This is a genomic window from Streptomyces sp. cmx-18-6 (genome assembly GCF_046548915.1).
Lineage (GTDB): Bacteria > Actinomycetota > Actinomycetes > Streptomycetales > Streptomycetaceae > Streptomyces.
Map to the genome: position 1 here is coordinate 310472 of NZ_JAEBEP010000004.1, position 13335 is coordinate 323806.

Annotated in this window: 8 protein-coding genes; 2 read left to right on the forward strand and 6 right to left on the reverse strand. The window is 73.5% G+C overall.

The window, feature by feature from the left end; genetic code table 11:
• Nucleotides 1–189: 189 nt before the first annotated feature.
• From ACLJPL_RS12120 to ACLJPL_RS12145, 6 genes are all read right to left on the reverse strand, one after another.
• A complete protein-coding gene (locus ACLJPL_RS12120) occupies nt 190–792 on the reverse strand; it encodes a histidine phosphatase family protein (RefSeq protein ID WP_411080771.1) in 603 nt (200 codons plus the stop codon).
• A gap of 9 nt (nt 793–801) precedes the next feature.
• On the reverse strand, nt 802–2040 hold the full coding sequence (locus ACLJPL_RS12125) for a TetR family transcriptional regulator (RefSeq protein ID WP_411080772.1): 1239 nt from the start codon (nt 2038–2040) through the stop codon (nt 802–804).
• A gap of 210 nt (nt 2041–2250) precedes the next feature.
• A complete protein-coding gene (locus ACLJPL_RS12130; RefSeq protein WP_411080773.1) occupies nt 2251–4389 on the reverse strand; it encodes an ATP-binding protein in 2139 nt (712 codons plus the stop codon).
• A complete protein-coding gene (locus tag ACLJPL_RS12135) occupies nt 4386–5093 on the reverse strand; it encodes a DUF4255 domain-containing protein (RefSeq protein ID WP_411080774.1) in 708 nt (235 codons plus the stop codon). Before ACLJPL_RS12135 ends, ACLJPL_RS12130 begins: the two co-directional genes overlap by 4 nt.
• Nucleotides 5090–8365: a hypothetical protein gene (locus tag ACLJPL_RS12140; RefSeq protein WP_411080775.1), complete on the reverse strand. Its 3276-nt coding sequence runs from the start codon at nt 8363–8365 to the stop codon at nt 5090–5092. The genes ACLJPL_RS12135 and ACLJPL_RS12140 overlap by 4 nt, the downstream gene beginning before the upstream one ends.
• 308 nt (nt 8366–8673) lie before the next feature.
• Complete coding sequence (locus ACLJPL_RS12145; protein ID WP_411080776.1) at nt 8674–9399, reverse strand: response regulator transcription factor; 726 nt, start codon at nt 9397–9399, stop codon at nt 8674–8676.
• Nucleotides 9400–9617: 218 nt separating this feature from the next.
• Here ACLJPL_RS12145 and ACLJPL_RS12150 point away from each other — a divergent pair, with 218 nt between their 5' ends.
• A complete protein-coding gene (locus ACLJPL_RS12150) occupies nt 9618–11018 on the forward strand; it encodes a hydrolytic protein (RefSeq protein ID WP_411080777.1) in 1401 nt (466 codons plus the stop codon).
• Nucleotides 11019–11759: 741 nt separating this feature from the next.
• Entirely contained in the window at nt 11760–13304 is a 1545-nt protein-coding gene (locus tag ACLJPL_RS12155; protein ID WP_411080778.1) for a phage tail sheath family protein, read from the forward strand.
• Nucleotides 13305–13335 lie beyond the last annotated feature (31 nt).

Sequence of the window (13335 nt, forward strand, 5' to 3'; positions counted from 1 at the left end):
GCATGTGACGCAAGTCCGGTCGACCGGCGTCCGAACCTACGCCGCCCAGGTGTTCCCGAACATCCGGAGGGCCGGTTCACGGATACGCAATCAACGTGCGCAAGCCTGCTTCGGTGCGGCTGGTGCCGCGCACCCGATCCAGGGCAGCCCAGCCCTCCCCCGGCGGTCGTGACCGCTGGGGGAGCCTCCTCACGGTCGGGCCGCCGCCCGGAAGCCGGTCCAGCGCAGGTCGCCCGGCAGGTGGCTCATGTCGTTGAACATCACCAGCGTGGGCGACAGGCCGGCCCGGTACTCGATCACCGTGAGCCCCGTGTTCGCGCTGTCCAGGCCGAGCCATCGGGTCGGCGGGGCCCCCAGCGCGTCCCGCACCAGCCAGGCGATCGGGTACGCGTGCGTCACCAGCACCTCACGCACGTCGGGACCGGTGCGCTCGGGAGCCCTGGCGAACCGCGCCACCAGGGCCTCGGCGGTCCGCCTGCCGGCCTCGGCCTCGGCCTCCTCGAACCCGTCGAAGAAACCGGCCCAGGCTTGGGGCATCTCGTCCGCGTCCGGCAGGTAGGGCACATGGTCGATGAGCTCGGCGGCCTCGGCCACGGGCACGCCCGGCAGATGCCGGGCGATCTCCTGTGCGCTCGCGGCGGCGCGGGGCAGCATCGAGTGCCATACGGCGTCGACCGGCAGCCCGGCGAGCCGCTCGCCGACCAGGCCGGCCTGCTGGTACCCGATGTCGGTGAGCCGGCCGAACGGGTCCGCCGAGCCGTGCCGGACCAGGTAGAGACAGCGCGTAGCCACGGCCCGGGCCTACCGGTTTCCCGGCTCGGCGTCACGGGGAACCCCGGGGGCCGGCTGCTCGCGCTGCGGCCGGCCCTGGTCCGGGGCGCCGCTGCCCGGCCGCTCGCGCCGCGGCTGCCCCTCGTCCGGGGAGGCGCTCCCCGGACGCGCGTCCTCATGCTGCCCATCGCCTTCGCGAACGCCGTGGTCCGCCGCGGCGTGGCCCGCGCCCCGGCCCTCCGCGCGGGCCACGATCAGCCCGTCCCGCACCCGGATCGCGACCTCGGTGCGGTCGTCGGCCGACTCCAGGCCGATGGCGGCAAGAACCGTGCAGGCGTCATCGAACACGAGGCGCAGCCGGGGCAGTTCCCCGGCCGGGAACACGCGTCGCAGACAGCCGACGAGATCGGTGATCCGGAGCCGGGCCAGCCGGCCCGCCTCGGCGGGGTCGTCCGTCACGACGACGAGCGTCACCTCGTCGCGCGGCCCTGCCGAGCGCACCGCCTCCACGGTCGCGGACAGTCGCCGCACGCCCAGGACGACGACCACGCCGTCGTCGTCCAGATCGATCCGGCGGCCGGTGATCTCGTCGCGCAGCCCCCGGGGCGCGGCCCACCGGTCCTCGGCCGACCGTGCCGGGGCGACGTAGGGCAGGTGCGGCGGCTCCGAGTCGTCGAGGAGAGGGATGGCGGCCAAGTGCTCGGCGGCACGCGCCAGTTCGAACGGGTCACCGACGCCCGGGGCGTTCTCCGCGAGACCGGCCGCACCGTGGAGGAGCGTGAGCGCCAACTCGGCCAGGCGCACCGTCCGGGTGCGCGGCGCGGTGCGCGGTTCCAGCGCCAGGGCGAGCAACAGGGCTTCGAGGCGCAGGAGTTCGGCCAGCGCGGCCCGCACGGCCTCGGTGTCGAGGACCCCCGACAGCGAGCGCAGCTGAAGGTGACCGCTGCCCGGCGTGTCACCGGACAGGGGCAGCCGTTCGAGCCAGACCCGGGCGAACGTGCCGAGCGCCGCTCCGGCGGATCCGGGTGATTCCAGGGGCGGTTCGGCGTGGGCCAGGGCCTGTTCGGCGGCGTCGGCCAGCACGGCCAGATAGAGCGCGCGCTTGCCGGTGAAGTTGGAATAGACGGCGCCCCTGGTCAGTTCGGCCCGCTCGGCGATGCGGTCGACCTTGGCCTCGGCGTAGCCGTACTCGGCGAACTCCTGCCGGGCCGCGACCAGCACCACCCCACGGGTCCGCTCCTGCTGCTGTGCGCGGGTCAGCCGTGCCATCGTCTCCCCTTCCGTGCCTCCTCCTGCGTCCTGCCGCATGATGATACAGACGACATCCGGATGTTGTCACCATCCGAGATGCATGCGCAGCGGAGGCCGGTCGCGGGCGACCCTGATCGCAGCCCGCGCCTGCCGGAGCCCGCCGGTGCTCGGCGGTCCCGGCGGTCTCGGCGGTCCCGGCGGTCCCGGCGAAGCCTGGCGAAGGCCGTGCTATCCCTGGCCTCGACGCCCCTGCGCCTTCTCCAGCCATGGTCCGAACTCGCTCTCCAGCACCAGCCGGCCCAGTTTGCGGTACTCCTGGAGCACCGCCGTGACGATCTGGTCCATGGCCAGCGGCTCCCCCGACTCCGCCGCGAGATAGGCGGCGGTCACCGCGCAGGCCCGGATCGAGCCGCCCGCCAGCTCGAAGCGGGCCGCGCAGAACTCCAGGTCGAGCGCCGCGTCGCGGGGCATCGAGGACCCCAGGCACCGGTCCCACAGGGCGAGCCGCTGCTCGGCGTCGGGCATCGGGAACTCCGCGATCACGTCCAGACGGCGGGTGAACGCCTCGTCCAGGTTGGCCCGGAGGTTGGTCGTGAGCACGGCGATCCCGTCGAAGGACTCCATGCGCTGGAGGAGGTACGCGGACTCCACGTTGGCGTGCTTGTCGTGCGCGTCCTTGACCTGGGACCGCTTGCCGAAGATCGCGTCGGCCTCGTCGAAGAGCAGGATGCCGTTGACGTCGGAAGCCTCGACGAAGATCCGCTCAAGGTTCTTCTCGGTCTCACCGATGTACTTGTCCACCACCGTGGACAGGTCGACGACGTAGAGCTCCATGCCCAGTTCACGGGCGACCACCTCGGCGGACATGGTCTTGCCGGTGCCGGACTCGCCCGCGAACAGGGCGATGACCCCGCGCCCCCGGCCGCCGCCCGGCCGCATCCCCCACTGCCCGAGCACCTGTTCGCGGTGGCGGGCGCGCAGGGCGAGTTCGGTGAGCTGGGTGTGCGTGGCCGGGGGCAGGACCAGGTCGTCCCAGCCCACGGCGGGTTCGATGCGGCGGGCGAGCCGTTCGAGGCCCGCGCCGTTCTGGGCCCGGACCGCCGCGCGCAGGTCGTCCGGGTGCACCGGGCGCTGCTCCAGGACGGCGAGCCGGGAGGCGACGGTGGCGGCCTTGCGCAGCTGGTCGGAGTCCAGGCGGTAGGAGGCGGTGGCCTCGATCAGGCGGTCGTCGGCAAAGGCGTGCTCGGCGGGCAGGCCCACCGACCTGGCCGCGTCGGCGAGCGCCCGCCGCCACTGCCGTGCCGCGCCCGCGGGGCCCGGCGGCAGGACGGCCAGCGGGACGGGGCTGTCCCTGGTCCAGAGCGGGTCCCAGTTCTTCTTCCCGTACGCGATCAGGGGCGTACCGCTCAGCACCGTGCACAGGGTGGCCAACAGGCGGGCCCCCTCCGGGCGTTCGGGGGCCAGCGCTTCGAGCGGGCCGAGGACGACGCCGCCGTGGGCGAGGCGGGCCTCGGCCGCCAGGGTCCGTACCAGCTCGGCCGCCCGGTCACCGGCCGCCGCGAGGGCCCCGATGTCCACCACGAGGGGGCGGCGGCCGGCGGCGGTGAGCGCGTCGACGGCGAGCCCCGAGGGGTCGCCGCCCCGGTCGAGCAGGTGCACCAGGCCGCTGCCCGTGGCGAGCGCGGCCGCGATGCGGTGGGCCTCCGGCCGCTCGTCCGGTTCGCCGCCGGGGGCGGGCACGTGGACGAGGCCGCGCAGCCGCCCATCGGGCTCGTCGTCGCCGAGGAGGTGGGCGGTGACCCGGTCCGGCACCCTCAAGGCCCGGGAGAGCAGGGGGCGTTCGGGGTCGCCGATCTCCAGGAGCCCGCCCGCGACGAGCGGGGCGGACGGCTGGAACCGGAAGCGGCCGGAGCCCGCCGCGGGGAGCCCGCAGAGCTCCAGCGCCAGGCCGATGGCGGGGCGGCGGCGGGTCAGGTCGTCGTTGAGGTAGCCGTAGAGCCGCTCGAAGCGGGCGTCGACGTCCGGCGCCATCGCGACCAGCAGGAGTTCCACGTCGAGGGGGACGAGGCCGAAGCTCCGGGCCAGCCGGTCGAGCCGGGAGCCGGCGGGGGCGGCCTCCGTGACGTGGGTCCCCTCCGGTACGGGCGCGAACGCGTCGCGCGACTCCAGGACGCGTTCGACCCCCTCAGGGGTGAGGTACTGCCCCCGGTACGGGTCGTCGGGCTCCGGGTCGACGGCGCGGCGGGCCGCCACCGCGTGCCGGACGCGCTCCTCGACGCGGCCCAGCCGCTCCCACAGCACCTCGACGTCCGTCGTCGGCGGCCGGCCGGCCGCGTCCTGGACCGGCGCGCTCTGCGTGATCGTCATCGCGCCGCACTCCCCCGCTTGCGCCGGCCGGGCGGCAGCTGTCGTTCCCGTTCGGCGGCGAAGCCCCGCGACTCCAGGTCGCCCGCCCCTTCGTACCGCAGGCGGCGGCCGGGGTCGTCGCCCGCCGTGCCGTCGACGGCGGGCGCGGCCTTCATCACCAGGCCCTCGGTGACCGGCGGGCCGGCCGGGGCCCGTTCGCCGGCGAGCGGGGCCAGGACGCGCAGGTCGATCGCGGCCTTCAGCTCGCCGCCGAGCGCGGACCACACGTCGGAGGCGGACGGGCCGTCGGTGCGCGGGCCGGCCGCCTCCAGCTCCACGGTGAGCGCGAGTTCGGCGAGGCTGCCGGTGAGCATCCGGGCGGGCAGCACGTCGTGGCGCATCAGGCAGCGCAACACCTCGGAGAGCAGGCGGTGTTCGTCCTGCGGGCGGTTGGTCCAGGCGGTGACCAGGTAGGTCAGCTCGAACCAGCGCGGCGGGGTCCGCCAGCCGGTGATCACCCCGTTCTCGTCGTGCTCCTCGGCCGTGCCGGTCCGCCGCCTCCCCGCGTCCTCACGGATGCCGTGCAGGAAGACGCTGATCGTGGGGGCGTTGCGCCGGGCCGACCAGTCCTTCGTCGGCGCGTCGAAGACCAGGTCGACCCCGCTCTCCTGGAGCCCGGCGTCGACCAGCAACAGCCGCAGCCCTTCGTCGACTTCGTGGATCATCGGCGGGTCACCTCGTCCGGCGGGGTGATGGTGCCGACCACCACGAGGAAGTCCGTCCTGACCGGGCTGAAGCCGGGGCCCCTGGCCGTGATCGTGCGCGGGCCGGTCCGGTCCTTCGCCAGGATGAGCAGTTGGGCGATGAACGTGCCATCCGGGTTCGGCAGGGTCGGCGTGGCGGCGGCCGTGATGCCCGGGTTCCAGTTGAGCTTCACGGGCGCACCGGGCGGGAAGTCCTTGCCGCGTACGGAGGTGACGAAGCCGGGCTTGCCGATGGCGGGCACCGCGATGATGCGGGGCTGGAGGATGCGCAGCGGGATGCGGGAGACGTTGTCGCCCCGGTTCGCGTCCGTGCCGGTGGTGGTGAGGGTCGCCGTGATGGTCGTGCGCAGCGCGCGGTCCGGCGAGAGGACGACCCGTACGACGGTGGACGCGCCGGGCGCCAGGTCGGGCAGCGCGCACCGGCCGGCCGTGCAGCCGGCCGGGAGCGGGCCGGACGGGATGTTCCCGGGCAGGCCGAGTCGCAGCCGCAGGCCGGTGGCAGAGGCGTCGCGGCCGTTGCGCACGGTGTACGTGACCACCACCTTGCCGCCGACGTAGCCGGGGCTGGGCTGGGCCCGCACCACGACGCCGGGGCCGGCCAGGGGGGCGGGCGGCAGGGGGGCCGGGGGGCGGGCGGCGGGGGGCCTCGGGGCCGGGGGCCGGGGCGGCGCGGGCGCGGTGGTCGAGGGGGTGGGCGGCGGCGTGGGGCTGGACGTCGGCGGGGACGTCGGGGTGGTCGGGGTGGGAGTCGGGGTCGGGGTGGGGGGCGTGGGCGACGGGGTCGGCGGGGGCACGTCCTGGACCGGGACGATGGTGCCGGTGGCGTTGTCCGTGGGGTTCGGGTCGAGCACGGCGCCGGTGACGGACCAGCCGATCGGCTGGTCGCCCCGGGTGACCCCGGTCAGCCGGGCGGTGACCTCCACGCTCGTGCCGGGCTGGAGCACGCCCAGGTCGCACTGGGGCGATCCGGCGGCGCAGGTTCCGGCGTCGGTGGTCAGCTCCTCCAGCCGTACGCCGGGCGGGGCGTCGGCGGTGAACGTGGTGCCGGGCGAGGGCGACGGGCCGTGGTTGGTCACCGTGACCGTCACCTCGACCGATGAGCCCACCTCCACGGCGGGTCCGGTGGGCGGGGCGGCCACGGCGAGGTCGACGGACTGCTGGTAGCTGGGCTCCTTCTGCCGTCCGGCGTGCGTGTTGTCCAGGGGGGTCAGCTCGCCGGAGGCGATGTCGAGGACGGAGAGCTGCTCCATCGAGTTCGGCGCGAGCTCGCGGCGGGAGGTCAGCACGATCCGGCTGCCGTCCGGCGACCAGGCCACGTCACGCGGCTGGTGGGGGCCGGTCCCGGCGGTGTCGGGGATCGGCTGGTCGCAGCCGTCCGGGTCGTCCCGCTCGGAGGAGGGCAGCACGACCCGGCAGCCGCCGCCGCGCAGGGGCTTGATGAGGATGCCGGCCTGCTCGTTGATCCGGCCGCCGCCGTCCTTCCGGTTGAAGGCCACCTTCGTACCGTCCGGGGAGAACGCCGGGCTGTCGTCGATGACTTCGCAGTCGCCGGGGCAGATGGTGGCGCTGAGGTCCCGCTGCTGGTCGAGGGCGTTCACCGGCACGGTCCAGATGTGCTTGTTGCCGCCGTGGCCGTTGATCACGTGGTTGCGGGTGAAGGCGAGGTTGACGCCGTCCGACGACCAGGTCGGCTGGGCGTCGCCGCCCTCCTGCTGGCCCTCGGGCGGGCGGATCTCGTCCAGGATCGCGCCGGTGGCCACGTCAGCGACGAGGATGCGGCCCGGTCCCGCCGTCCCACCGGTCCCGCCGGGCGAGGTGCGGGTGAACGCCAGCTTGGAGCCGTCCGGCGAGAAGGTGGGGTCGGTGTCCCAGTCGCGGTCGCCGCGTCCGGCGAGCGGCAGCGGGGCGGCGTTGGAGCCGTCCGCGTCGACCATCCAGATCCGCTGGATCCGCGCGTCGTCGGGGCCCTCGAAGCGGGTCACGACGATGCGCCGGCCGTCCGGGGTGTAGTTCTGCCGCTCGGTCCACGGGTCGTACCCGGCACCCGGGTTGAACAGCGGGTCCAGCGCGGGGTCGGTGTTGGTGCGGGCCGCCGGGTCCTCGCGGAGGATGGTGAGCCCGAGGTCGCGCGGGTCGGAGCCGTCCTGCCGTACGTCCTGGAGCGTGACGGTGGTCGCCGCCGACGAGCTGATCCGGGAGACGATGACGCCCCCGGAGTCGGAGCCGCCGGTCCAGGTGGGCGACTGGACCTCGCGGTTCTCGGTGAGCAGTTGCGTCGGCGTCACGTCGGTGAGGGCGGGGGCCCGGTAGACGTGGTCGAAGTCGTCGCAGCCGCAGACGTGGAAGGGACTGAGGAAGAGGACGTCGTCGCCGTTCGGCAGCCAGGACACCGAGTGGCTGCCCCACTCCGCGTGGCCTCCGGCGAACAGCGGCCGGTCGGCGCCGATGCCCTCGGTGACCCGCAGCCGGGAGCCCTTCTCGGGGTCGGGGTCGGTGACATGGGTGTAGGCGACCCGGCTGCGGCGGGTGTCGTCGTCCACCGGGTTCCAGGACGGATCGACCGCGTCGCCGGGCGGGCCGTCGCTGATCCGGGTCCGCTCGCCGCCGGCGAGGGCCTGCTCGTATATCTGCCAGCCGAGTGAGGTGTCGCCGTCGCAGGCGTACGCGATGCGGGTCCCGTCCGGGGAGAAGGTCGGGGACTCCTCGTTGTCGGGGGTGTCCGACAGCCGCCGCAGGTCCGAGCCGTCCACGCCGACCGACCACAGGTCGCGCTGGACGCTCCCGCCCGGTCCGGGCTCCGCCGAGTCGAAGACGACGGTCCGGCCGTCCGGGGAGAGTTCGGGGTGCGCCGCGTCCCGGTCGGTGGTGAGCCTGCGTACGGTCCCGTCCGCGTCGCGCACGTACACCTGGGGGCGCACGCTGTCGCGGAGGCTGGTGAAGACGAGGACGTCACCGCGTACGGAGGGGTCCTCGTCGTAGTGGGCCGGGCCGCCCCCGAAGAGCGGCTCGGTGGCGTCCGGGCTCGCGACCCGGCCGAGGCTGCGGTGCTCCGTACCGGCGAAGGCGATCCGCCCCGCCTCCGCCGGGTCCGCCTCGGCCGCCGCCGGAGCGAGCCTGGGCGCCCCGTGCGGTGCGGAGGCGGAGCCGACGACCAGCAGCGGCGCCAGCAGCACCACCGCGCCCGCCAGTCGGGTCCACCGGGCATGCTTCGCCGGGCCAGCAGTGCCGGTCACGGCCCACCTCACAGTCTGTTGTCGACGCTCCCCGCCGATCATCGCGCTCGCGCGGGGCGGGAGGACAGGGCCCCGAGTACCCGGACCGGGGGAAGGAGCCGCTGCCCTTTGCGGCGGCCCCTTCCTCACCCCTGGTCCAGGATCGCCCAGGAACTCCCGTACGGCGACGGCTCGTACGGGTCGATATGACGCATGGTCAGCTGGCTGAACCGGCAACCCGGCGAACCGCCGACGCGGCCAACTGTCACCGCGGTGAACCGTCAGCGCGGTCGACGGCCACCGCGGTGAACCGTCAGTCGGGCGAACCGTCAGATCAGCCCGTGCCGCATCGCATAGCCCACCGCGTGGGCCCGGTTGCGCAGTTCCAGGCGGGTCGCCACCTCGTGCAGCACGTTCTTGACGGTGCGTTCGGAGTACGAGGTCTTCTGCGCGATCTCCGCCGTGTCGAAGCCCTCCGACACCAGCCGGATCATCTCCGCCTCCCGCGCCGTGAGGGTGGAGAGGGTGAGCCCGCGGGGGTCCAGGACCGTCCGCTGGAGGCTGCTGACGTGGTCGAGGAGCTTGCCGAGCAGGTCGCCCGGCAGGACGCCCTCGCCGTTCGCCATCGCCCTGACCAGGTGGACCAGCCGGTCCTGGTCGGCCTCGCCGCGCCGGAGCACGGCGGCGACCCCGCACTCGATCATGGTCTGGAGCGCGCCCGACTCGAAGAAGCCGACGACGAGTCCGGTGCGGGTGGAGGTGTTGCGCTGCAGGCGGTGCAGGAGCTGGACGGTGGCCTCGTCCACCATGTCCACCACCACCAGGGAGACTTGGGCCCGGTCCGCCTCGGCCTCCGGTATCAGTTCTATCTCCGGCCGCATCCGCAGCTGGTGGATCATCCCGGTCTGGAGGATCAGGTCCTCCGCGTACACCGCGACGGTGACCCTGCCCAGGGGCGTCGCCCCGGGCGCACTCCGCGCGGCGCGCTGCGCCGCGTCGGGCCGGCGGTACTGCCCGCGCTCCGTCGTCCCGCTCTTCGTCTGTGCCGTCGTCATCGTTTCCGCTGTCGTCATTGTTCCGCGCCGTCTTCCTGAGGTGCTTCCGCCCGATATGCCATGTCCGCCCCCGACCGCTCCGGTCTTCGGCAGGGGGCGCGGGCCCGGGGCGGGGTCGCGGGGCCCTGTCGCCGGTGTGCTCCCGGGGCATCTCCGCTGCCCGCCCGTTGCCCTCGCGACCCTGCTGCGCGGCCGCCCGGGCGGCTTACCGTCGCAGGGTGACCACATCTGCCGAACTCGAAATCCCCACGGTGACGGTGTCGCCCGGCGGTACCGCGACGACGACCCTGACCGTGCGCAACGACGGCGACATCGTCGAGGCGTACACGCTCGAAGTGGTCGGCGACTGCGCCCCGTGGAGCACGGTCGAGCCGGTCCGCGTGTCGCTGTACCCGGGCACCTCCGAGACGGTGACCCTCACCTTCGCCCCGCCCCGCTCCCACGAGGTGCGGGCGGGCGAGACCCCGCTCGCCGTTCGCGTGCTGCCCGCGGAGCACCCGGACGCGGTGGTGGTCCCCGAGGGCACGGTGACCGTCGAGCCCTTCCACGAGCTGCGCACCGAGCTGGAACCGCGCCGCCGCCGGGGCTGGCTGGGGGCCCGCTTCCGTACCGCCGTGCAGAACCGGGGCAACACCCCGGTCGATGTCGCGTTCGCCGGCAAGCAGGCCGGGGAGGAGCTGCGGTTGGGCTTCACTCCGGGTCAACGGCGGCTGGAGCCTGGGGAGTCGGCGGAGATACGGCTCAAGGTCCGGGCGGCCAAGCTGATCTGGTTCGGCGAGCCGGTCACCTGGCCGTTCGAGGTGGAGGCCGCCGAGACCGCGCAGGCCGACGCGGGGGCCGGGAGCGCCACGGGGTCGGAGGCCGTACCGGCCGACCGGCCGGACGTCGTGAGCGACCGGCTGGATCCCGTGCGGCCGGAGCCGGTCCCCGGGGAGTTCCTGCAACTGCCCGTACTGCCCAAGTGGTTGCTGATCGTGCTGGCCGCGCTGCTGGCGCTGCTGCTGGCCTGGTTCGCCCTGGTCCGGCCGGCGGTGCAGAGCACCGCGAAGCAGGCGGTGACCGAAGCCGCGAAGGAGGAGGCCGCCCGCGGCGAGCAGCAGCAGGGTGCGACAACGCCGGGCGGCGCGGACGACCCGGCGGCCGGCCCGGGGCAGGGCGCCGGCCCGGACGGATCGACCGCGCCCGGGGCCACCGGAGGCTCCGGCACGGGGCCGGGGACCGGGACAGGACCGGGCAACGGTACGGGAGTCGGCGGGGGCGGCGAGCAGAGCTCCGCGACGATCGACGTGGAGACCGACACGGGCCTGGAGAAGAAGGGGACGTACAAGGTTCCGCCGGGCAAGGTGTTCGGCATCACCGACCTCGTGGTGGCGAACTTCCAGGGCGACGAGGGAGTGCTGACCATCTCCTTCGGAGAGCGGAAGATCACCACCATCGCTCTGGAGACTTTCCGCAACCAGGACTATCACTGGGTCACCCCCATTCAGATTCCGGAGAACGCCACGGTCACCGCTGCCGTCACCTGTGCCAAGCCCGGCACTCCGGCGACCGGAACGCAGGCTTCCCAGTGCCATCAGGTGGTTAATGTCAGCGGCGTACTGAGCGATCTCGCACGGTAGAGCACGACAGAAAACAGCGGCGTCGAGTGCTCCGCTTCCCCTATGGGTGATGACAACAGCAGAAACCGGCCCCGGAGGAAACCCGGCGTGCCGAGCTGTGGCGCATTCATCCTCCCGAAAACGCCAAAGGTCTACACCAATTCGGTCACCGTCGACGCCGACAGCCACAGAAGAATATCCGGTTCCGGCAGGTCCAGGCACGAACGGACCTGCTCAGAACCGTTCCTGACGGTTCGCGTTCATCGGGCGGACGCCCGAACGGAAGGCCCGCGCGCCCGCTTCCATCGCCGGAACGGGGCCGGATCACCGCACCTTCTCGGCGCATTCTGGCCGAATCCCGTCTGTCGGCGACGATGGCCCGGGCCACGCCCGTACGGGCCCGGGCCTCGTTCCGTTCAGCGCGAAAAAGAGATACCGAACACACCGTCACACCGAACCGGAATCGACTCTTCCGGTGAAATCCCCGGCAACGACCGGAACGGAAACTGTTCTGTAACCCGCTGTTAGCCCTCTCTTCATCCGCGTCGTCCCGGTCGCCCGGGCCGCCGAATGCGGGCCCCGCCCCCCGGTGAATACGGCGAGCGTCGCGGCCCCGGCCCGCCGAGGGCAGCGTTTCCCCTCGTCCGGGTGCCCGGGAAGGCAGCGTCGTTGCCCCGCGCCCGGGACTTCCGGACCTACTCCCCGCCGTACCCGCCGGTCGAGACTGACGGGTGAACGAGTGACCACCCCGAAGGAGCGAGCATGCCGTCGTACCTCACCCCCGGTGTATACGTGGAGGAGGTGCAGTCCGGAGCACGGCCCATCGAGGGAGTCGGCACCGCGGTCGCAGCCTTCGTCGGCTTCGCCGAGACGGGCCCCTTCCACCAGCCGACGCTGGTGACCAACTGGGACCAGTACGTCCAGGCGTTCGGCGCCTTCACCGCCGACACCTACCTGGCGCACGCCGTCTACGGCTTCTTCGCCAACGGCGGCGGCGCGGCCTACATCGTGCGCATCGGAGGCCCGGCCCAGGGCGCGTCCGGGTCCACCGCCCCCGGCGCGGTCGCCCAGGCGGCCCCCGCGCCCGTCGCCCTCGGCGGCTTCCTGGTCTCCGCCAAGCCCGGCACGAGCGCCGACCTCTCCGTCGAGGTCGCCGACGCCGAGGGCGAGAACCCGCCGGAGGACCGCTTCCGGCTGCTGGTGCGGCAGGCCGGCAAGGTGGTGGAGACGTACGACGTCTCCACCCGCAAGAACGTCAAGGGCTACCTGGTCACCCAGGTCCGCGACTCCAAGCTCGTCCAGGTCGCCGAGCAGCCCGGCACGGCCCAGACCCGCCCGGAGAAGCAGACGGTCGCCCTGGCCCCCGCCGACTCCGCCCCGGGTTCCGGCGTGGCACGGCTCGACGCGTCCGAGTACGTCGGCGACGCCTCCGCCCGCACGGGGTTCTCCGGTCTCGAGTCGATCGACGAGATCACCATGGTCGCCGTCCCGGACCTGATGAGCGCCTTCCAGCGCGGCGACATCGACGCCGAGGGCGTCAAGACCGTGCAGCTCGCGGTCATCTCGCACTGCGAGCAGATGGGCGACCGCGTCGCCGTCCTGGACACCCCGCCCAGCCTGAACGCCCAGCAGGTCCGCACCTGGCGCAACGACGACGCCGGTTACGACTCCCGCTACGCCACCCTCTACTACCCGTGGGTCAAGGTCTTCGACCCGGCGACCGGCCGCAACTCCCTGGTTCCGCCGAGCGGTCACGTGGCCGGCGTCTGGGCGCGCAGCGACGGCGAGCGCGGCGTGCACAAGGCCCCCGCCAACGAGGTCATCCGCGGTGCGGTGGACCTGGAGATCCGCCTCAGCAAGGGTGAGCAGGACCTGCTGAACCCGATCGGCGTCAACTGCGTACGGGCCTTCCCCGGCCGCGGCATCCGCATCTGGGGCGCGCGCACCCTCTCCTCCGACCCGGCCTGGCGCTACCTCAACGTGCGCCGGCTCTTCAACTACCTGGAGGAGTCCATCCTCCTGGGCACCCAGTGGGTGGTCTTCGAGCCGAACGACGACCGCCTCTGGTCGAGCATCCGGCGCAACGTCACCGCCTTCCTCACCGAGGAGTGGCGACGCGGCGCGCTGTTCGGCCGCACGGCCGAGGAGGCGTTCTACGTCCGCTGCGACCGGAGCAACAACCCGCAGGAGTCGATCGACCTCGGCCAGGTCGTCTGCGAGATCGGCGTCGCCCCGGTGAAGCCCGCGGAGTTCGTGGTCTTCCGCCTCGCGCAGTTCTCCGACAGCACCAGCCTCATCGACGAGTGACCCTCGCGGTCCTCCCCCACCCCCATCGTCA